Raw genomic sequence first — 19,487 nt, forward strand, 5'->3', positions numbered from 1 at the left:
CTCGAAAACGGGTAGGGTGGGTCGTGCGTACCCCGGGTATGGTCGAGAAGACGGACCGAACCGGCGGATCGAACGGGGCGCGCTCCGCGGACGGCCGACGCTTCGAGGTGTTCGTCCGCGAGGAGGAGGCGGACCCGCTCCGTCACGTCGGCACCGTCGCGGCGCCGACGCCCGACGTCGCCCACGAGGAGGCGAGCAAGCTCTTCGCGTGGTACGCCCGCGACGTGTGGGTGTGCCCCGCGGACGAGACGCACCGGTACTCCGCCGAGTCGCTCGCGGACGGCGGGGCGAGCGACGACGAGGAACCCGACGCGGGGGCGGACGATTCCGACGAGCCGCGCGTCTACGAGGAGACCGAGGGGACCCCGACGGTCTCGTGCGGCGGGGCGCCTGCGGCCGACGCGGCCGACACCGACGACGCGGAGGGGCCCCGATGATCTCCGTCAGCAAGCTCCTCTGTGACCTCGACGCCGAGAGCGACGGGCTCCGATACGACGCGGCCGACGGCTCGAAAGAGCCCCAGATCACGGACGACAAACAGCGGCGCCCGGTCGTCGTCTGGAACACCACGAAGCGGTGTAACCTCTACTGCGAGCACTGCTACGCCGCGGCCGACCAGGAGGGCGCGCCGAACGAGCTGTCGACCGCGGAGGGGAAGGCGCTCATCGACGACCTCGCGGAGTTCGGCGTGCCGGTGATCCTCTTCTCCGGCGGCGAGCCGCTCGTCCGCGAGGACCTCCCGGAGCTGGTCGCGCACGCCGCCGACAGCGGGGTCCGCCCCGTCCTCTCGACGAACGGGACCCTCCTGACCCGCGAGCGCGCCCGCGAGCTGAAGGAGGCGGGACTCAAGTACGCGGGCGTCTCGGTCGACGGCCTCCCCGAGCGCAACGACCGCATCCGGGGCGAGGAGGGCGCGTTCGACGCCGCCGTCCGAGGGATCGAGGCGTGTCTCGACGTGGGGCTCAAGACGGGGCTCCGGTACACGATCACCGAGCACAACGTCGAGGACCTCGCGGGCGTCGTCGACCTGCTCGTCGACGCCGGCGTCGACCGGTTCTGCTTCTACCACCTCGACTACGGCGGGCGCGGCGCCGACATCTCCGACGTGGACCTGAGCCCCGAGGCGACCCGGAAGGCGGTCACCGACCTGTGCGACCTCACCCGCGAGTACCACGAGTCGGGCGAGGAGATCGAGACGCTGCTCGTCGGTAACTACGCCGACGCGGGCCACCTCGTCGAGTACGCCGACCGCGAGATGGGGACCGACCGGGCGCGGATCATCTACCGGCACCTCCAGCGCAACGGCGGCGATCCCACCGGCGAGCGCGTCGCCGACGTCGACCCCGTCGGCAACGTCCACCTCACGCAGTTCTGGCAGGGGTACTCGCCCGGCAACGTCCGCGATCGGTCGTTCGGCGCGATCTGGTCGGACGAGTCGAACCCGCTGCTCGGGGGGCTCCGCGAGCGCGAGGACCGCCTCTCCGGGCGGTGCGCGGACTGCGCGTACAAGAGCGTCTGCCGCGGCGGGTCGCGGCTCCGCGCGCTGGCGGCCCACGACGACCCGTTCGCTCCCGACCCGAAGTGTTACCTCACCGAGGCGGAACGCGACGGAAACGCGGCGTTGAGCCGGATACGGGGCGGATCGGCGGCCGACGCGGACTGAGCCACGGGGCGGGCTAGTCGGGCCGGTCGCCGTCGGCGAGCGGCGCTCTCTGTGTGTCACGCTTGACGATGTGTGACTTCGAAAACGAACGCCGCGCACCGCCTCACTTGATCTCGTCGAACACGTCGGTGACGAGCTTCGCCTGCGCGGTCCGAAGCCGCTGTGAGAGCGCGGACTTGCTGATCTCTAGCTCGGCGGCCAGCTCGCCGAGCCCCACGTCGCGGTCGTCGTCGAAGTAGCCGCGGACCACCGCGAGTTCGAGTCCCTCCCGCTGCTTCGGGGTGAGCGCGGAGAGGTCGAAGGTCACCTGCTCAGCCGCCTCCGGGCCCTCGACGACCGCGAGCCGGACCAGCCGGACGTGATCGAGGGTCTCTCTGAGCTCCCCGACCACGTCGCGGACCGTCTCCCGGTCGTCGACGTAGGTGGTCACGAGCATCGTCCCGTCTTCGACCCGCCGGACGTGCGGGACGCAGCCGAATCCCTGGAAGATCCGACAGAGACAGTCCTCGGAGACCTCGCCGCGAGCGCGCACCAAACCGTCGCCGTCGGCCGGCTGCACGTCGACGGTGCACTCGTGGCCCACCGCGTTGACGGCCACGTCGCTCGCGTCGGGAGTCTGAGACACGATCGGGCACTCCCAATCGCCGCTCGGATCGATGTCGAGATCGACGCGGAGTCGGCGTCCGTCGCCGGCGGCTTCGGCCATGGTGCTACTTGTCCGGCCGGCGGCTTAGACGCCCGGCGGATCCTCAATCTCCGAGAACGCGCGCGCGACGGATGGCGGCTCGGACTGCTTCCCGCGTCCCCGCCGGATCCCGCGCCGTTTATGTGCCGCGCGGCGGTGGACGGAGACGACGTGCGCGAGACAGCACGCGGAGTCCTCGAACTGGCACGCCCGGGCAACTGCGTCGCCGCCGCGGTCCTCACCGCGACCGGCGCGTTCGTCGCCGGCGCCGGCGACGCGCTCGCTCCGGCGGCGATCGCCGCGGTCACCACCTCCTTCGCGGTCGCCGCCGGCAACGCGATCAACGACTACTTCGACCGCGAGATCGACGCGATCAATCAGCCCGACCGCCCGATCCCGCGGGGCGCGGTCTCGCCGCGGGGCGCGCTCGGGGTCTCCGGCGTCTGGTTCGCGGCCGCCGTCGCGCTCGCGCTGGCGCTCCCGCCGCTGGCGCTCGCCATCGCCGGCGTCAACCTCGTCGCCCTCGTGACCTACACGACCGTTTTTAAGGGGACGCCGGGGCTCGGAAACGCCCTCGTCTCGTACCTCGTGGGGTCGACCTTCCTGTTCGGCGGCGCCGCCGTCGGCCGCCCCGGGGCGGTCGTCGCGCTCGCGCTGCTCGCGGGCCTCTCGACGTTCGCCCGCGAGGTGATCAAAGACGTCGAGGACGTGGTGGGCGACCGCGAGGAGGGGCTCCGGACGCTCCCCGTCGCGATCGGCGAGCGCCGCTCGCTGTGGATAGCGACCGGCTCGCTCGTCGTCGCCGTCGCCGCCAGCCCGTTCCCGTACCTCTCCGGGACGTTCGGGGGCGCCTATCTCCTCCTCGTCGCGGTCGCCGACGCGGTCATGCTGTACGCCTGCTACGAGGCGTTCACCGACCCGACTGCGGCGCAGCGGCGGTTCAAGTACGGGACGTTCCTCGCGGCGGTCGCCTTCGTGGTCGGGCGGGCGGTGCTGCTCGTGTGAACGAGCGGTTACCAGTACCGCGATCGACGACGCCGTCGCTCGCCGGACGGAGTTACTGAAAAGTCGCGGTGCGAAAGCCGCGAACGGCTCGACGACGGACGGTTAGGTGACGGTCACGCGACGTTGAAGCCCTTGTCGCGGAGGAAGTCCTCCACGCGACCCGAGTGGTTCCCCTGCAGCTCGATGGCGCCGTCCTCGACGGTGCCCCCGCAGGCGAACTTCGACTTGAGGTCCGACGAGAGGGAGCTCATGTCCACGTCCTTCGGGTCGAATCCTTCGATGACCGTTACCTCCTTACCGTACCTGCGCTCGTCGATGCGGATGCTGATCTGCTGGGACTCTTTCGCGACGTCCTCGCAGACGCAGAGTTCCTGGGGCAGTCCGCACGTCGAGCAGACTTCCGACATTACGGTCGAGACTACAAGATGCCCGTATTAAATAGTGTCGGGAGTGCGGGGGTCGCGCACGCCGAGCGGCGTCGAGTCACTTCCCGTCGAACAGCCGGCCGATCACGGGCATCCGCTCCAGCGCGAGCCGGCGGACCGTCCGTCGCGCCTCCTCCGCCTCTGCGCGCGTCACCGACCCGGCGTACGCCGCCCGCTCGTAGGTCTCGCCGACCGTTCGCGCGCGCTCGTCGCCGTCGCGGAGCGGGAGGTCGTCGAGGTACGCCCGCGGCGTCTCCCCGGGTCGCCGCTCGCGGTAGCGCCGCGCCAGCAGGTGTTCCAGGTCCGCGAACGCCCGCTTCGCGTCCTCGACCGGTTCGCCGCCCCCCCACGGCGTCCGGATCCGGACGGCGCGTCGCGCGCGAACGGTGAGGCCGAGCCGCCGGGCGCCGGCGACACCGACTGCCACGACGAACAGCCAGTACGCGACCGCCTCCCGCGACGGAAGCTGGAGGCCGTCAGTGTCGCCGGCGTCCGGGTCGGCCCCGCCGACCGGTGTTCCGTTCTGGACGAGCCGCTCCTGTGAGAATCCGTCCCCGGGGATCGGAGTGTCGGTCCCGGTGGCGTTGCCCGTCTCGTCGCCGGCGGTCCCGTTGCGCCCGTTCGAGGGCGCGTCGGCTTCCGTCTCGGGACTCGCATCGGACTCCGGCTCGTCGGGCCCGTCACCCTCGTCGCTCGGCTCCGACGCCTCGGTGTCGACGCCCGCCTCGCCGGTCGCGCGGGCCTCGGCGAGGCGCTCGCTCCGGGCCTCGTCGCGCTCGCTCGGCGGGGTCGGATCGAACTCGACCCAGCCGTGCTCCGGGAAGTACACCTTCACCCACGCGTGGGCGTCCTGCCCGCGGACGACGTACCGGTCCTCGCCGACCCGTTCGCCCTCGGAATAGCCGGTCGCGAACTGCGCCGGGACCCCCTGCGAGCGAAGCATCGCGACCATCGTCGTCGCGAAGTAGGTGCAGTAGCCGGTGTCCATCTCGAAGAGGAACGCGTCGGCGACGTCGCCTTCGGGCCGCTCGACCGCGAGCGAGTAGTCGTACTCCTCGATCAGGTACCGCTCGATCGCGGCGGCCCGATCGTAGGGGTTCTCGGCGTCCGCCGCCTCGACGATCGCCTCGGTGCGCTCGCCGACGCGGTCGGGCGTGCTCTCCGGGAGCTGGGTGTACCGCTCCTCGATCGCGGGGTCGTACTCCGTGCTGGCGTTCCGGAGCTCCGCCGGTTCCGCGTCGAGCACCCGGCTCTCGACGGTCGTCTCCTCGCCCGGGCGGAGCGCGGCGCCGAGCCGGAGCGTCCCGCGCTCGTCGACCTGCGCGGTCGAGGCGCCCGCGCCGCTCACGTCCACGGCCTGCCACGGGGCGGGCAGCGCGGTCGACTCGGTCCGCGCCGTGACCGTGACGTTCGCGGTCGTCGTCTCGCCGGGCGGCCCGTCGAGCGACCCCTCCAGCGTCGAGCGCTCGCCCGACCGCACCCAGCCGTCCCCGGTGTAGGTGTCGTAGGCGGCGACGTGCCAGCTCGACTCGACCGGGCTCTCGATCGCGTACCGCACCTCCGGCGAGAGCCGGGTCGCCCCGACCACCTCCACCTCGTCGCCGGCGCCGAGCGACGACTCCAGCGTCTGGCCGCGGTCGGCCCCCCACGGCTGCGCCGCGCCCGCCGGCAGCACGGTGATCGTCGCGCTCACGAGGACCATCGTCGCCAGCACGGCGGCGAGCTGATCGCCGTGGCTCCGGAGCGCGCCGGGCGTCGACAGCGTCGAGAGCCCGGCCGCGAGCGCGGCGCCGACGACGCCGACCAGCGCGGCCAGTCCCCCCGCGTCGCCGGTGCACACGAGGAACCCGAGCGTGCCGCCGGCCACCGCGGTCGCGCCGACGTGTCGCCCGCGCGCGGCGAGGGACGCGACGAGGAACGTCGGCACCGGCGCGACCGCGAGTATCCACGCGTCCGCGAGCGCGAGCCGGAGGATCGAGAGCCCGGTCAGGAGCGACACCACGTCGAGCCCGACGCTCTCGACCGAGAAGAGCGCCCGCCGGCTCGCGGGCACCGCGAAGTAGTAGCCGGCGAGCGTCGCGGCGAAGAGGACCGCCGTCAGCCGCACGGCGGTGCGCTCGGTGACGACCCGCGCGAGGACCGCGCCGGCGACTCCCGCGACCGAGACGGCCGCGGCGGTTTGCGCCGTCCCGCCGACCACGTCGGTCGCCTCGAAGAACACGCCGAGGTACGTCGCGGTGACGAGCGCGACGCCGACGACCGCGGGGTCCGCGAGCCCGCTCCAGTCGTCCGCGGGCTCGTCGGCGTCCTCCCGGCCGAGGTCCGGCAGCGCTCCCGACGCGCGCCGCCTCGCGGCGTCGACCCGTCGCCGGTCGCCAGACGTTCGACCGCTCATCGCCAGTTCACCTCCGGTTCGGTCGGAGCCGGTGACGTCGTCTCAGGCGACATCTCCGCTCCCGGCTCGCCGTCGCCCCCCGACGCCCGGAGGTCCTCCACGGAGACGGTTCGGTTTCCGACCCGGTACCGCGCCCCGTCGGCGTCGGCGATCACCGCCACGTCGGCGTCGTCGACGGCGACCCCGCCGGGACCGGTCACCGCGGCCAGTTCGAGGACGGCGCGTCGCCCCTGCGGCCCCGGCCGGACCGACACGCTCCCGGCCGGCAGCGTCAGGTCGATCGGGACCCCGTCGTCGAGGAGCGCGAGCGCGAGGCTGGCGGCCGCGCTCGCGAGGGCGTCGGCCCCCTCGCGCTCGCCGGCCGTCGCGCCCCCGATCGACACCCGCCCGCGGCGCGTCTCCGCGGCGAACTCCTTGACCACGATCTCGTCGCGCTTCGCGGTCGTCGGCCAGTGCACGTCCCGGAGGGCGTCGCCGCGCGCGTACTCTCGCAGGCGATCGAACTCCTCGCGCCGCCGGCTCACGCCGACCGCGTCGTCGGCGTACAGCTCCCGCCGGAACTCCGCCGGGATCGGGTGACAGGCCGGGTACGCAGTCACCGCGTCTACGTCGTCGACGACCACCTCGCGGTCGAAGAGCCCGAACACGTCCGTCGCGGTCACTCTGGCAGGCCCCAATCGGCGCTCTCCCCGCTGCAGGTACCGGACCCGATACGTCACCGGTCCCTCGCCGATCGACGCGCGGATCGGAGCGTCTGGACCCTCCAACCCGTCGTCCGTGTCGTCGGCGATCGCAGCCAGATAGGTCCCGGACGCCCCCGCGGTCGCCGGCCGGAGCTCGATCCGGACCTCGCCGCGCTCGCCGACGAACCCGTCCGGGGGCGGGACCCGCCGCATCTCGGGGTCATCGACTCTCGCCAACTGGACGTAGCCGGCGACGAGCGCGACGACGCCCGGGAGAACGACCGCGTCGAGCGCGCGTCCGCCCGCCGCCAGCGCCAGCAGGCCGCCGACCACGCAGGCCGCGGCGACGACGCGGCCGCGCCGGGTGAGGGTCGCCTTCGGCATCGGCTCACTCCACGGGGACCCGTTCGAGCGCGTCGGCGACGACCTCGTCGCCGTCGGCGTCGCCGGAGTCGGACCGGATCCGGTGGGCGAACACCGTCGGCGCCTCGGCCTGCACGTCGTCCGGGATCACGTAGCCGCGGCCGTCGAGGGAGGCCCGCGCCTGCGCGGTCCGCAGCAGCGCGAGGCTCCCGCGCGGGCTGACGCCGAGGCGGGCGTGCCGCCGGGTGTGGACCGCCAGCCGCGCCACGTACCGGCGCAGCTCCTCGGTCGCCTCGATCGCCCCCACCGCGGCCCGGGCGCGCCGAACGTCCTCGATCGTCGCCACCGGCTCGACCGACTCGACCGGGTGGTCGCCGGCCATCCGTCCGATGATCTCGGCCTCCTCGTCGGTGTCGGGGTAGCCGAGCCGGATCTTCTTGGTGAACCGGTCGACCTCGGCGACCGGCAGGTCGTACGTCTGCCCGGGCTCCACGTCGTTCTGGGTCGCGATCACGCAGAACGGGTCGGGGAGTTCGCGGGTCACCCCGTCGGTCGTCACCTGCCGCTCCTCCATCGCCTCGAGGAGCGCCGACTGGGTCTTGGGGGGCGCGCGGTTGATCTCGTCGCCGAGCACGACGTTCGCGAACACCGGCCCCGGCTGGAACTCGAACTCGTCGGTGCGCTGGTCGAACACGTTGACGCCCGTCACGTCGGAGGGGAGCAGGTCCGGCGTGAACTGGACGCGTTTAAAGGATCCGCCGATCGAGCGCGCGACCGCCTTCGCGAGGGTCGTCTTCCCGACGCCGGGCACGTCCTCGACCAGGAGGTGGCCGCGGGCGAGCAGGGTGACGACGACGTGCTCGACCGCCTCCCGCTTCCCGACGATCACCTCCTCGACGCTGTCGGCGAGGCGTTCCGCGAGGTCGGCCACCGCCGCGGGTTCCATGGCGGCTCCCGCGGGGGTATCGTCGCCAGAGGCGTCAGTCCCCGAGCCGCCGTCACCGTCTCTCTCGCTGACGCCCGCCCCCAGCGGCCCGGACTCTCCCGGGTCAGTCATGGCGTCGCCCGTCGTCACGGACCGGCGATCGCGGTCCGCGTGTAGCGGCCCGACCCGGGTGCGCCCGGTGCCGGTCCGGAGACGCGCCGATCCGATTTGGGCGCACGCTGGCCTGCCGGAGGGCGACCATGCTAGTGGTACCCATTGTCATCGATATGGATCGAATTAGGGTGGAAGCGGCATATGCGTTCCGCCGGCACTTCGGCGGGGTCACTCACGGACGCGAATCGGACGGCCCCCGCGGTGGGCTCCCGATACCGTGCGACCGCCCCCTACGACTCCCGCACGTTCCGCCCGACCGACTCGCCGAACGACTCCGCGCCGGTGACCGGATCGCGCTCGTAGACGACCTCGCCGCGGACCGTCGTCAGTTCCGGAAACACGCCCAGCAGTCCCTCGAAGGGGGTCCAGCCGGCCGCGCCGTGAAGCGCGCCGGCCTCGATCTCGCGCGGGTTCGTCATGTCGACTAAGACGAGGTCGGCGTCGGCACCCGGCTCGATCCGACCCTTGTCCCCGATCCCGAAGATCGACGCGGGGTTGGCGGCGACCACGTCGCGGACGCGCTCTAAGGAGAGGTCGCCCTTCCGCACGGACTCCAAGAGGAGCGGGTAGAGGGTCTCCACGCCGGGAACGCCGCTCGGCGCGTCGGCGAGCCCCTGCCGCTTCTCCGCGACCGTGTGGGGCGCGTGGTCGGTGGCGACGGCGTCCACGTCGCCGTCGCGGAGCCGCTCGAAGACGGCGGCGCGCCGCTCCTCGGAGCGGAGCGGCGGGTTCATGCGCCCGAAGGTGCCGAGCCGGCCCGCGTCCTCGCGCGACAGGAAGAGGTGATGCGGCGTCACCTCGCAGGTGGGCGGGGCGCCCCCGGTCGCGGCCTCCCGCGCCTCGACGACCGCGTCGATCCCCTCCGGCGTCGACGTGTGCGCGATGTGGACCTGCGCGTCGCTCGCGGCGGCGGCGTCGAGGGCGCGCTCGACCGCCGCGGCCTCGGCCTCCGCGGTCCGGTAGGCCGACCACGCGTCGGCGTTCGCGGCGGTGCCGACCCCGCCGAGGTCGCCGTCGAGCGCTCCCTCGTCGAACAGGGTCTCGTCCTCCGCGTGGACCGTGACGGGGACGTCGGGGGCGGCGGCGTCGGCGAGCGCGTCCTCGAACAGGTCCACGGCGATCCCCATGTCGCCGGTGGAGTCCGCGAGGAACACCTCGCCGAGCGCGAACAGGGGGCGCTCGAAGAGGCTCTCGGGGTCCCAGTCGCCGGTGACGCCGCCGTTGATCCCGTAGTCGACGATCGAGGGCGCGGCGAGGCCGGCCTTCTCGTCGAAGGCGTCGCCGTCGACGGTCGGCGGCGAGGTGTTCGGCTGGTCGACGACGGTCGTGACCCCGCCCGCGGCCGCGCCCCGCGAGCCCGAGGTCCACGTCTCCTTGTGGCTCGCGCCCGGCTCGCGAAAGTGGACGTGCACGTCGACGGCGCCGGGGAGGAGGTGTCGCCCGCGCGCGTCGACGACGCGCTCTCCCGCGTCGGCGTCGAGCCCCGCGTTCGTCGGTTCGACCGCGTCGACGGTCCCGTCTCGGACCCGAACGTCGCGGACCCGTCCGTCGGCCAGCTCCGCTCCCGTGATGAGCATGGGTAGGCGCTCGCGGCGCGCCGCTTAAACCGTGGTGATCTGATCCACCACAAAGCGTTTGCCGCGCGCGGAGCCCGTTCGAACATGGCCCACCCCGTCCCTCCGATCTCCGCCCTTCCCGCGCTCGCGTCCGCTCCGGTCGCCCCCGCCGTCCCGGCGATCGTCGACACCGCGACCGAGTGGCTGTGGACGATCGCGCTGTTCGCGCTCCCCGGGACCGTCGCCGCCGCGCTCTGGACACCCTTCCTGATCGCGGCGCGGTTCCGGGCGCTGTTCCGCGCGCTGCCGCCCGCGAACCGGCTCGTCCCTTCCTACGTCGGCGTCTCGCTCGCGCTCTCGGTCCCATATCTCGCGGGCCTCCTGCTCACGGTCGCGCTCGTCGACTCGGCGGGCCCCGGGTGGAGCGAGGGGTTCCTCGACACCGCGCTGTTCGGCGGAGTCATCGTCGGGTTCGTCGCCCCGGCGCTCGCCGTGCTCGGGCTCCCGCGGCTCGGCGTCGACTGGGACCCGACCGGGTACGGGCCGGGGACGTGGGCGCTGCTGGTGGCCGCCGGGCTGTGGTACGCGGTCGTGGCCGCGGTGCCGCTGGTCGCGCTCGCGATCGGGATGGCGCTCCCCGGTGGGTACTGACGGCGGCGCTGGCCCGGGACCGCTCCGGGGTTCCGCTGCGACGCTCGTCACCGTAACATTTTGTTGATCCGCGCGACCTACACCCGGACATGCTCCCCGCGCCCCTCCGGCTGTTCTTCGTCGCTGTCCCCCTCCTCGTCGCCGCCGGCGCGCTCGCGATGGCCGCCTTCCCCCGTCGGATGACGAACTGGCAGGCTCGCGGTCCCGAGGGGACGACACAGATAGCGCCGAGCGAGACCCGGATCCTGATGATGCGGATCATGGGCGTCGTCGTCGCCGGCCTCGCGCTCCTCATGGTGGTCGCGAACTTCGCGTTCATCCCCTGACGGGGACGCCGCGTCCCGAACCACGAACCCACCGTGCCAACCGATGCCGACGCTCCGATACGGTTTTGGGGCGGCCGGCGGAACCTCCGGTAAATGCTGTCTCGACAGTTCGTCCGGGAGAACCCCGAGGTCGTCCGCGAGGCGCTCGCCAACAAGGGCGTCGACGTGGACCTCGACCGGATACTCGACGTCGACGAGGAGTGGCGGGAGCTGAAACAGCGCGGCGACGACCTGCGTCACGAGCGCAACGAGGTCTCCTCGAAAATCGGCGACCTCAAACAGGCCGGCGACGAGGAGGCGGCCCAAGAGGCGATCGAGCGCTCACAGGAACTCAAGTCGGAGCTACAGGAGATCGAGGAGCGCGCCGACGAGCTGGAGGCCGAGCTGGAGGAGTCGCTGCTCGAACTCCCCCAGATCCCGCAGGAGTCGGTGCCGGTCGGCGCCGACGAGTCGGAGAACGTCGAGCGGCGCCGCGAGGGGTTCGACGCTCTCCGGGAGCTCCCGGAGAGCGTCGAGCCGCACTACGACCTCGGCGAGGAGCTGGAGATCCTCGACTTCGAGCGCGGCGCGAAGGTCGCCGGCGGCGGCTTCTACGTCGCGAAGGGCGACGGCGCCCGGCTGGAGCACGCGCTGATCCAGTTCATGCTCGACGTGCACCGCGAGCAGGGGTACGAGGACGTGTTCCCGCCGATCCCAGTCAACTCCGCGTCGATGCGCGGCACCGGCCAGCTCCCGAAGTTCACCGAGGACGCCTACCGCGTCGAGGGGACCAACGAGGACGACTACGACGACGACGACCTCTGGCTGCTCCCGACCGCGGAGGTGCCCGTCACGAACCTCCACCGCGACGAGATCCTCTTGGGTGAGGACCTCCCGCTCAAGTACCAGGCGTACACGCCGAACTTCCGGCAGGAGGCGGGCGAGCACGGCACCGAGACGCGCGGGATCGTCCGCGTCCACCAGTTCAACAAGGTTGAGATGGTGAACTTCGTCCGGCCCGAGGAGAGCGACGAGCGCTTCGAGGGGCTCGTCGACGAGGCCGAGGAGGTGCTCCGTCGCCTCGAACTCCCCTACCGCATCCTCGAGATGTGTACCGGCGACCTCGGGTTCACGCAGGCGAAGAAGTACGACATCGAGGTGTGGGCGCCCGCAGACGACATGGACGAGGGCCCAGAGCGGGGCGGCCGCTGGCTGGAGGTCTCCTCCGTCTCGAACTTCGAGGACTTCCAGGCGCGTCGCGCCGGGATCCGCTACCGCGAGGAGCACCACGAGTCCGCGGAGTTCCTCCACACCCTGAACGGCTCGGGGCTCGCGGTCCCGCGGATCGTCGTCGCGATCTTAGAGTACTACCAGAACGACGACGGCACCGTCACCGTCCCCGAGGCGCTGCGCCCGTACATGGGCGGGACAGAAGTGATCGAGGGCCACGACGCGGTCGGCGAGACGAAGCTGGGCGGGGAGTAGGCGTCGAGCGTCGCTACTGGTTCTCTAAGGCGTCGAGGATGCACGCGGCGGCGATCACCGCCTCTTTCGGCACGTCGCTCGCGTCGTCGATGGTGACCGTGTAGGCGTCGCGCAGCGAGAACTGCCCCTCGATGTCGCCGACGTGACCGCCGTCGGCGTCGAATATCTCGTACTTGTTCGGGACGAGGTTCGCCGCGCCGACGAGGTGGCGGAGCGCCGAGAGGAGCTTGTTCTTCGATCGAATGGTCGCCAGCGCCTCCCCCGTGTCGGGGTCGCGGATCGTCCAGTTTTCGGTGAACAGCGAGTAGTCCTCGTCGAGGACGACGACCTCCTCGCCGGTGCCCGCGTCGGTGATTGCGTAGTTGCCCGCGACGTCCATGATTCCGCCAGCCTTCACCGTGAACGCGTCACCGTCGTCGCCGGTGACGAACGGGAACTCCTCTTTCAGCTTGAACATCTTCTGTTTCCCGCGCAAGACGACGTCGCCGGCGCTGTCGCGGACGGTGTACTTGTTCCGGACCATCGACTGTGTCACCTCGTAGCGGTCGTCGTCGAGGTCGACCGTGGAGATGTCGTACGCGCTCGACCCGGACGGGAAGGCGGAGGGATCGTCCATGGGTGCCGAAGCGCGTCACCGCCGGAAAAATCCTTCCGTTCTCCCGACGACGCCCGCGTCCGGACGCGGTAGTCCAAAGCGATCATCGTGGAGACGAAGCTGAGTGGGAGCGGAGGCGGTGTCGATCGCTTCCGGTTCCGCTCTACCGGCACCACCACGGTTTTTCAGCTCGGCGCCGACTCCCGCGTCACATTGGCTCCGGCTCTCGCCGCTGCTGTTGGTGGTGACGTCGGAGGACCCCGACTTTGTTTGCGACCGTCGCCGCCAACTCCCGGAACGCCGCTGCGGTGTCGCCCTCGTCACCGAACACGATCGGTTCACCGTCGTCGGCTCCCGCGCGGACGGCCGGATCCAGCGGCAGCGATCCGAGGTACGGGACGTCGACCGCATCGGCGAGCGTCCGGCCGCCGTCCTCGCCGAAGATGTCGTGCGTGTCTCCACAACTGGGGCAGACGAACCCGCTCATGTTCTCGACGACGCCCAACACGTTCGTCTGGTACTCCCCGAACATCTGCACGCCTCGGCGGGTGTCTCCCACGGCGACGGATTGGGGGGTCGTGACGACGACCGTCCCCGTGACGGGGAGGTTCTGAAGCACCGTCAACTGGACGTCGCCGGTACCCGGCGGGAGATCCACGACGAGGTAGTCCAGCGATCCCCACGACACGTCGTCGAAGAGGTCCGTGAGCGTGTTCTGCGCCACCGGACCGCGCCAGACGACAGGGTCGTCGTCGTCGATCAGCAGTCCGACGCTCATCAGTTCGAGCCCGTGGGCGGTCGGCGGTTCGATCCGGTCTTCGCCGTCGACCGTCGTCACGTCGGGGTCGGCGTCGGCGCCGAGCATCTGGGGAACGTTCGGGCCGTACACGTCGGCGTCGAACAGCCCGACGTTCGCTCCGCGGTCGGCGAGGCCGGCGGCGAGGTTGACGGCGACGGTGCTTTTCCCGACGCCGCCTTTCCCGGAGGCGACGGCGATCACGTTTTTCACGCCGGGCAGGACCGACGACTCGGCCGAGTCGAACAGCGGCACGTTCGCCGAGAGTTCGACGTCGATCCCGGCGTCGGCGGCGACCTCGCGGACGCGGTCCGCGATGGCGGCCTCGTCCGGCGCGTGCGGCGCGCCGAGTGCGAGCTCGACGGCGGCGGTCCCGCCGTCGACCGTGACGTCGGTGACGAGGCCGGCGCTGACGATGTCTGTATCGAGCGCCGGGTCGTCGACGGCGCGGAGGCGATCACGGAGGTCTGCGTCTGAGATGTCTGTTGTTGTCATCGGTGAAGTGGTTACGTGGAGGTGATTTCGGACGACCGCCGGTCGGCGTCGACGACTTCCTGTGCGTCCCATGCGGTGAACGTCCGAGCGAGACGAGCGATCGCGGCGAAGACGCCTTCGACGGTGTCGCGGCTCGCGACGGCGTCTTCGAACCGGTCGATCCACCCCAACTGGGAGAGCGTCCGGGCTTGGAGGTCGCGGACCGCGTCGAGGTTCGCCTCGCGTCCGCCGCCGTCGAGGAGCGCCGCCTCCCGCTCGCAGAGCGCGCGCATGAACTCGAAACAGGCGGCGACGTGGTCGGGGATGTCGTCGCCCCGTTCGGGCGAGAACCCGGCGGCGGCGTACAGCTGCGCCATGTCGGCGGCCGGATCGCCGAGGAGTTCGCCGGCTTCCCCGGCGGTGTGATACCGGGAGTCGGACTCGAACGCCTCGCTCGGATCGACCGCGTGGGCGGACGCGAACGGCGGTACGTAGTGGCTTCCCGGTACGACGAACAGGTTGTCGTACCCGATCTTCAGCGAGTCGGCGTCGTGATCGTCACCGCGCAGGTCGGCCGTCTCGATGTCGATCGGGAACACGTCGGCGACGGCCGCGAAGGCCTCCCGATCGAGCGCGGCAGCGATCGTCTCGGCCTCGCCGTCGAAGGTCGCGGCCAGCAGTCCGTACAGCCGTGCGCGGGCCGTCGCCATCGCCGCCTCGTCGCGGGCGGCGCCTGCGTCTGTGTCCGCGTCTGGGTCTGTGTGTCCGGACATGCGTCTCACCGCCGCTCCACGTCGACGAAGGCGTCGTACTGCGCGTTGCTCCCGCCGACCAGATCCGAGAGGCCGGTGTCGCCGAGTTCCTCGTCTAACGGTTGGATGTGGTTGATCGCGAAGCCGGCGTCGCGCCCCTTCGCGTATCCGGCCTCCTCGGTCATCGGCTCGTCGAACTGGTAGTCGCTGTGGCCGTCCGCCTCGACCGCCGGCCGCGTTTCGCCGTCGATCGTGTCGGCCGTCGCGCCGTCGCCCGTCCGACCCCAGCCCCACATCGCACCGACGACGCCGGGTCGGATCCCGCTCGTGACCATCGCGACCGCGTCGGCGGTCCCGCGACCCGCGTCGATGACGATCTCGTCGCCGTTCTCGATGCCCCGTTCCTCGGCGTCCCGCGGGTTGATCCAGACGGGGTTTTCCGGGCGTGTCTCGCGGAGCCACGGGCTGTTCTGGGTGCGGTGCATCCCCTGCGTCCGCGGCTTCCAGTTGATCAGCCGGAGCGGGCGCTCCGGGTCGTCGTCGCCGCTCACCGCGGCCTGGACGGTCCCGTCGTAGTGCTCGACGTCGTCGATCCGCGGGAGCGGGTCGAACCGCTCGCCGGTGTAGGAGTGTTTCCCCTTCGGGACGACCTCGCTGTAGAAGTCGACGCGCGACTCGAGCTTGTACCGCATGTGCTCGCCGTCGTAGGCGTTCGACTCCTCGCCGCGCTCGGCGTAGTCGTACCCGTGACCGTGCTCGGCGAACGCCTCGTCGTAGCCCTCGGTCGGCTCCTCGAAGCGGCCGCCCCGGTTCAACACCGTGACGACCTTCGGCCACTCCTCGTCGGTGACGGCAGCCCGCCAGCGGTCGAGGTCGAACTGCTCGCCGAGGCCGTTCTCGTGGCTCTCGCGGAACACCCGCCGCTCGTCCTCGCTCGCGTCCGCGACCGGGTCGCGGGCGTACGCGATGTTGGCCGCGAGCTTCAGGTAGAAGTCCTCGGCCTGTTCGAGGGGCCATAAGTTGCCGTCCGCGTCGGGGATAGCCTCCTCACCGACGCCGGGCAGGTCAAGCTCCGACCACAGCTCGATGAGCACGTCTTCGAACGGACGCGCGTTGGGGACGACCGAGACCGCCGGCTGGCTGACCTTCTCGTCGGCCAGCCGCTTGTTCGGGTACGTCCCGAAGTTCTCCCACCGTTCGAGGTACGTCGGCTCGGGCAGGATGTAGTCGGCGTACTGGCTCGTCTCGCCGATGACCGTGTCCGAGGCGACGATCAGCGGGATCGCGTCGGTGTCTTCGAGGATCGCCGGGATCTCGTCGCCGCCGGCGACCGCCATCACGTGGTTGTTCGAGTACGGCCGGATGAACAGCGCCTCGACGCCGTACGGGTACTCGTCGGCGGCGCTGCCGTAGAGCTCTTGGGTCGCCTGCGGCGGCGCGACGGGGAACCACGGCCGCTTCGCCGGGTAGCCGTCGTCGCGCTCGAACAACGAGGTGTCCTCGTAGTTGACGCCGCCGCGGAGCAGGGGGATCCCCCACGGGGAGTATCCGTCCGGGACCGAGCCGAGTTCGTACCGGCCGGACATAGTGTCGTAGCCCGCGTAGGGCGTGATCTGGCCGCCTTTCCAGTCGTAGTTCCCGATGAGGTGCTGGAGGGTGGCTATCGCTCGCGTGTTGTAGAAGCCGTTGGTGTGCTTCGCCGGGCCGCGGTAGGCCATGATCGCCGCCCGCTTGCCGTGGCTGGTGAACTCGTCGGCGATCTCGGCGATCTGGTCGGCCGGCACGCCGGCCATCTCGGCGTACTCCTCGACGGTGTGTTCGAAGACGCGCTCGCGGTACTGGCTCCAGACGCTGCGAACCGCCGTCCCGTCGATCGTCACGTCGACGTCGAGAACGGCCGTCTCGACCTCGCTCGCGGGTCGCGGCTCGCCCGTCGCCGCGTCGACGGCGACGAAGTCGTCGGCGGCCTCGTCGCCCTCCGGAACGAGCCCGAGGTCGCCGGCGCGCGCCTTCGGTCCCGCCGGCTCGTCGACGAGGACGAGGTGCGTCGCGTCGCTCCACGTGGGTTCGTCGTCGTCGCTCGCGGCCGACCGCGAGGGGTTCTGGAGATACGCCAGGTCGTGGCGGTCGTTCTCGATGATCCACCGCGCCATCCCGAGCGCGAGCGCCCCGTCCGCGCCGGGTTCGACGGGGACCCACGTGTCGGCCTTCTCCGCGGTCTTCGACAGCCGCGGGTCGACGACGTCCATCCGCATCCCGTCCTCGATGGCGTTCGTCAGCTTCGGCGCGAGCCACGTCGGCCCCTTGTTGGCGACCATGGGATTGGTCCCCCACGCGAGGAGGTACTCGCAGTTCTCGATGTCCGGATACTGTCGCTTCTTCTGGGCGGCGTGCGAGCGCACGTTGCCCATCACGCTCGAGACGCCGCAGGTCCCGGCGTGGTGGATGCTGTTTATCGACCCCAGTCCCTGATGCCAGAGTCGGTTCCGAATGAAGTTGCGGCGGAACCCGCCGACGTCGACGATCTGGTTGGACTTCGGGCCGAGGTCGGGGTGGTCGGTGTCGATGAGGTCGTCGGCGTACTTCTCGTCGAACGCGGACTTGGAGAGCTCGCCGTTCTGGACCGCCTCCCAGTCGCTCATCACCGCCTCCTGCGGGGCGTATCCCCAGATGTCTTCGAGTCCGGGGTGGCCGAGCTCGTCGTCGCCCTCGACGATGTCCCGAATCGCCTGGTCCCACGAGACGGTCTTCCACTCGCCCGAGCCGCGCGGGCCGACGCGTTTCATCGGCTGTCGGACGCGGTAGCTGTCGAAGGCCGTCTGAATGCCCGCCTGTCCTTTTAAACAGATCCGGCCGCCGGAGAGCGACCAGCGGTCGGTGTCGACGTCGCCGCTCCCCTCGACGTCGCCCATCGCCACGTCCTCCGGGTCGCTCTCGTAGGGCACCTGTGAGAACGGCTGCGTGTTGAGGAACGAGTACGGGTTCCCGGCGAGCTTCCGGACGAGCGAGCTGTACTCGCCGGTGCCGCTCCCGTCCGCGAGCTGCACCTTGATCGGACAGAACGTGTTACACTGTCCGCAGGTGGTGTGTATCACGTCGCTCGCGCCGTACTCGCCGTAGTCGTCTCCGACGTAGTGGTGTTGGTCGTCCGTCCACAGGTCGTCGACGTCCACGTCGACCGCGGCGTTGCTCGCCGCCGCGATGACTCCGATACTCCCGGCCGCCTTGACGAAGTCGCGGCGCGAAACGCCCGCGCCGTCCTCGCCCGAATCGTCGGTACTCATTCGTGGTCACCTCCGGAAAGCGGGGTCAACGGAAGCGTCTCCGCACCCAGCGTGTACAACAGCAGGCCGACACCGATCATGCCGATACTCGTCCCCCACTCGACGAGCGTCGGGAAGTACGACCCGTGGGGGAGCCCCTCCATCACCGGCATGACCTGCGCCGGGACGACGATGTTGAACCGCACCGCGACGATCCCGACGACGACGCTCAGTCCGGCGAGCACCATCACCGACGGCGTGCGTCGCCACGACTTCTTGCTCAGCAGGACCATCGGGAACACCCAGCTGAAGCCGACCATGAACCACCAGAACGACCACGACATCGGACCGTACATGATCACCTGCCAGGTCTCGATCTCGTGGGGGTGGAGGCTGGCGATCGCGATGAACGTCTCGATGGCGGTCAGGGCGGCGTCGACGATGATGAAGCCGATCAGCAGCTGTGCGAGCCGGTCGAGCAGATCCGGATCGACCGAGTCGCCGTCGAACAGTCGGGTCCGAAGCACGTAGATCATCATCACGAGCGCGGTCCCGCTGAGCAGCGCCGAGATGACGAAGATCACCGGGAACAGTCCGCTGTTCCAGTACGGGCGGGCCTTCGAGACGGCGAACAGCACGCCGGTGCCGCCGTGAACCATGAAGATCGCCAGCGGGATTCCGACGACGCCGGCTCGCTTGAGCCAGCGCCGGTCGAACGCTTGGGACTCCTCGCTCGTGTCCAGTCGACCGAGCGCGAGCGCCGCGTAGAACGTCTCTCGGAGCCCCGAGGTCCGCTCGGCGACTCGCGCGAGGTCGATCCGCATCGAGAAGTACAGCTCCGTGACCAGGATTCCGATATAGGCCACGTACGCGTGGACCTCCCACGAGAGCGCGGACGTCAGCTGGCGCCAGATGAACGGGAAGTACATCCGGTCCATCCGCCCGAGGTCGATCCAGACGAACAGCAGCGCCACCGCCATGCTGATGACGGCCGCGAACAGCGCGTCGCGGTCGATCCTGTGCATCCCCTCGACCTCGAAGACGTTGGCCATCGTGCTCACGAGGAACGCGCCGGCGGAGAGGCCGACGAAGTAGATGTAGAAGGCGACCCACGCGCCCCACGGGACGATGCTCGTGAGGTTGGTACTCGCCATCCCCCCCGTGAGCCGCAGGTATGTCGCGTACGCGCCGACGGCGACGAGGACGCCGACGACCGCGTACCAGGCTATTCGCAGCCGGTCGTCTTCGAACCCCGGATCGAACTCGAAGCGTGAACTCTGTGTCGACATCGG

General features: G+C 70.9%; 17 protein-coding genes. 6 read left to right on the forward strand and 11 right to left on the reverse strand.

The window, feature by feature from the left end:
* Nucleotides 1–38 precede the first annotated feature (38 nt).
* Nucleotides 39–437: an Htur_1727 family rSAM-partnered candidate RiPP gene (locus tag FGL94_RS06710; RefSeq protein WP_144922492.1), complete on the forward strand. Its 399-nt coding sequence runs from the start codon at nucleotides 39–41 to the stop codon at nucleotides 435–437.
* The gene (locus FGL94_RS06715) at nucleotides 434–1,663 is read left to right on the forward strand and encodes a TIGR04347 family pseudo-SAM/SPASM protein (protein ID WP_144922494.1); all 1,230 of its coding nucleotides are present in this window, start codon (nucleotides 434–436) and stop codon (nucleotides 1,661–1,663) included. The genes FGL94_RS06710 and FGL94_RS06715 overlap by 4 nt, the downstream gene beginning before the upstream one ends.
* 103 nt (nucleotides 1,664–1,766) lie before the next feature.
* On the opposite strand, the gene FGL94_RS06720 is transcribed toward FGL94_RS06715, so the two are convergent.
* Nucleotides 1,767–2,369 carry a helix-turn-helix domain-containing protein gene (locus FGL94_RS06720; RefSeq protein ID WP_144922496.1) on the reverse strand — a complete coding sequence of 201 codons (603 nt, stop codon included), beginning with the start codon at nucleotides 2,367–2,369 and terminating at the stop codon, nucleotides 1,767–1,769.
* 120 nt (nucleotides 2,370–2,489) lie between these two features.
* On the opposite strand from FGL94_RS06720, the gene FGL94_RS06725 reads away from it, so the two are divergent.
* Entirely contained in the window at nucleotides 2,490–3,353 is an 864-nt protein-coding gene (locus FGL94_RS06725) for a geranylgeranylglycerol-phosphate geranylgeranyltransferase (protein ID WP_186313352.1), read from the forward strand.
* A gap of 113 nt (nucleotides 3,354–3,466) precedes the next feature.
* Here FGL94_RS06725 and yciH read toward each other — a convergent pair whose 3' ends face one another.
* The 5 genes from yciH to FGL94_RS06750 all read right to left on the reverse strand — a co-directional run bounded on the left by yciH (nucleotide 3,467) and on the right by FGL94_RS06750 (nucleotide 9,895).
* Entirely contained in the window at nucleotides 3,467–3,760 is a 294-nt protein-coding gene (gene yciH / locus FGL94_RS06730; protein ID WP_004046732.1) for a stress response translation initiation inhibitor YciH, read from the reverse strand.
* A 76-nt stretch (nucleotides 3,761–3,836) separates the two neighbouring features.
* Nucleotides 3,837–6,173 (reverse strand): transglutaminase TgpA family protein, encoded by a 2,337-nt coding sequence (locus FGL94_RS06735; RefSeq protein WP_144922500.1) that lies wholly within the window; start codon nucleotides 6,171–6,173, stop codon nucleotides 3,837–3,839.
* On the reverse strand, nucleotides 6,170–7,240 hold the full coding sequence (locus FGL94_RS06740) for a DUF58 domain-containing protein (RefSeq protein ID WP_144922502.1): 1,071 nt from the start codon (nucleotides 7,238–7,240) through the stop codon (nucleotides 6,170–6,172). The genes FGL94_RS06735 and FGL94_RS06740 overlap by 4 nt, the downstream gene beginning before the upstream one ends.
* 4 nt (nucleotides 7,241–7,244) lie before the next feature.
* Nucleotides 7,245–8,276 (reverse strand): AAA family ATPase, encoded by a 1,032-nt coding sequence (locus tag FGL94_RS06745; protein ID WP_144922504.1) that lies wholly within the window; start codon nucleotides 8,274–8,276, stop codon nucleotides 7,245–7,247.
* 272 nt (nucleotides 8,277–8,548) lie between these two features.
* Nucleotides 8,549–9,895, reverse strand: a complete 1,347-nt coding sequence (locus FGL94_RS06750) for a dihydroorotase (protein ID WP_144922505.1) — start codon at nucleotides 9,893–9,895, stop codon at nucleotides 8,549–8,551.
* An 84-nt stretch (nucleotides 9,896–9,979) separates the two neighbouring features.
* On the opposite strand from FGL94_RS06750, the gene FGL94_RS06755 reads away from it, so the two are divergent.
* From FGL94_RS06755 to serS, 3 genes are all read left to right on the forward strand, one after another.
* On the forward strand, nucleotides 9,980–10,525 hold the full coding sequence (locus tag FGL94_RS06755; RefSeq protein ID WP_144922507.1) for a hypothetical protein: 546 nt from the start codon (nucleotides 9,980–9,982) through the stop codon (nucleotides 10,523–10,525).
* 89 nt (nucleotides 10,526–10,614) lie between these two features.
* The gene (locus tag FGL94_RS06760) at nucleotides 10,615–10,851 is read left to right on the forward strand and encodes a hypothetical protein (protein ID WP_144922509.1); all 237 of its coding nucleotides are present in this window, start codon (nucleotides 10,615–10,617) and stop codon (nucleotides 10,849–10,851) included.
* A gap of 93 nt (nucleotides 10,852–10,944) precedes the next feature.
* Nucleotides 10,945–12,315 carry a serine--tRNA ligase gene (gene serS, locus FGL94_RS06765; RefSeq protein ID WP_123619304.1) on the forward strand — a complete coding sequence of 457 codons (1,371 nt, stop codon included), beginning with the start codon at nucleotides 10,945–10,947 and terminating at the stop codon, nucleotides 12,313–12,315.
* Nucleotides 12,316–12,328: 13 nt separating this feature from the next.
* On the opposite strand, the gene FGL94_RS06770 is transcribed toward serS, so the two are convergent.
* The 5 genes from FGL94_RS06770 to nrfD all read right to left on the reverse strand — a co-directional run bounded on the left by FGL94_RS06770 (nucleotide 12,329) and on the right by nrfD (nucleotide 19,484).
* Nucleotides 12,329–12,931: an LURP-one-related/scramblase family protein gene (locus FGL94_RS06770; RefSeq protein ID WP_144922511.1), complete on the reverse strand. Its 603-nt coding sequence runs from the start codon at nucleotides 12,929–12,931 to the stop codon at nucleotides 12,329–12,331.
* A 187-nt stretch (nucleotides 12,932–13,118) separates the two neighbouring features.
* Complete coding sequence (locus tag FGL94_RS06775) at nucleotides 13,119–14,201, reverse strand: Mrp/NBP35 family ATP-binding protein (RefSeq protein WP_186313353.1); 1,083 nt, start codon at nucleotides 14,199–14,201, stop codon at nucleotides 13,119–13,121.
* 11 nt (nucleotides 14,202–14,212) lie between these two features.
* Nucleotides 14,213–14,890, reverse strand: coding sequence for a molecular chaperone TorD family protein (locus tag FGL94_RS06780; RefSeq protein WP_123619700.1), 678 nt, complete (start codon nucleotides 14,888–14,890; stop codon nucleotides 14,213–14,215).
* A gap of 68 nt (nucleotides 14,891–14,958) precedes the next feature.
* Entirely contained in the window at nucleotides 14,959–18,216 is a 3,258-nt protein-coding gene (locus FGL94_RS06785; RefSeq protein ID WP_144922513.1) for a molybdopterin-dependent oxidoreductase, read from the reverse strand.
* Nucleotides 18,213–19,484, reverse strand: coding sequence for an NrfD/PsrC family molybdoenzyme membrane anchor subunit (gene nrfD / locus FGL94_RS06790; RefSeq protein WP_144922515.1), 1,272 nt, complete (start codon nucleotides 19,482–19,484; stop codon nucleotides 18,213–18,215). Before nrfD ends, FGL94_RS06785 begins: the two co-directional genes overlap by 4 nt.
* Nucleotides 19,485–19,487 lie beyond the last annotated feature (3 nt).

Origin of the sequence: Halorubrum salsamenti, from assembly GCF_007671685.1 — an archaeon.
In the GTDB taxonomy this organism is placed as follows: Archaea; Halobacteriota; Halobacteria; order Halobacteriales; family Haloferacaceae; genus Halorubrum; species Halorubrum salsamenti.

Coding starts and splice junctions, on each gene's coding strand:
- serS (WP_123619304.1), top strand. CDS start 10,945: ATGCTGTCTCGACAGTTCGTCCGGGAGAACCCCGAGGTCGTCCGCGAG.
- nrfD (WP_144922515.1), bottom strand. CDS start 19,484: ATGTCGACACAGAGTTCACGCTTCGAGTTCGATCCGGGGTTCGAAGAC.
- FGL94_RS06715 (WP_144922494.1), top strand. CDS start 434: ATGATCTCCGTCAGCAAGCTCCTCTGTGACCTCGACGCCGAGAGCGAC.
- FGL94_RS06740 (WP_144922502.1), bottom strand. CDS start 7,240: ATGCCGAAGGCGACCCTCACCCGGCGCGGCCGCGTCGTCGCCGCGGCC.
- FGL94_RS06725 (WP_186313352.1), top strand. CDS start 2,490: ATGTGCCGCGCGGCGGTGGACGGAGACGACGTGCGCGAGACAGCACGC.
- FGL94_RS06785 (WP_144922513.1), bottom strand. CDS start 18,216: ATGAGTACCGACGATTCGGGCGAGGACGGCGCGGGCGTTTCGCGCCGC.
- FGL94_RS06780 (WP_123619700.1), bottom strand. CDS start 14,890: ATGGCGACGGCCCGCGCACGGCTGTACGGACTGCTGGCCGCGACCTTC.
- FGL94_RS06750 (WP_144922505.1), bottom strand. CDS start 9,895: ATGCTCATCACGGGAGCGGAGCTGGCCGACGGACGGGTCCGCGACGTT.
- FGL94_RS06755 (WP_144922507.1), top strand. CDS start 9,980: ATGGCCCACCCCGTCCCTCCGATCTCCGCCCTTCCCGCGCTCGCGTCC.
- FGL94_RS06735 (WP_144922500.1), bottom strand. CDS start 6,173: ATGAGCGGTCGAACGTCTGGCGACCGGCGACGGGTCGACGCCGCGAGG.
- FGL94_RS06760 (WP_144922509.1), top strand. CDS start 10,615: ATGCTCCCCGCGCCCCTCCGGCTGTTCTTCGTCGCTGTCCCCCTCCTC.
- yciH (WP_004046732.1), bottom strand. CDS start 3,760: ATGTCGGAAGTCTGCTCGACGTGCGGACTGCCCCAGGAACTCTGCGTC.
- FGL94_RS06775 (WP_186313353.1), bottom strand. CDS start 14,201: ATGACAACAACAGACATCTCAGACGCAGACCTCCGTGATCGCCTCCGC.
- FGL94_RS06710 (WP_144922492.1), top strand. CDS start 39: ATGGTCGAGAAGACGGACCGAACCGGCGGATCGAACGGGGCGCGCTCC.
- FGL94_RS06745 (WP_144922504.1), bottom strand. CDS start 8,276: ATGACTGACCCGGGAGAGTCCGGGCCGCTGGGGGCGGGCGTCAGCGAG.
- FGL94_RS06720 (WP_144922496.1), bottom strand. CDS start 2,369: ATGGCCGAAGCCGCCGGCGACGGACGCCGACTCCGCGTCGATCTCGAC.
- FGL94_RS06770 (WP_144922511.1), bottom strand. CDS start 12,931: ATGGACGATCCCTCCGCCTTCCCGTCCGGGTCGAGCGCGTACGACATC.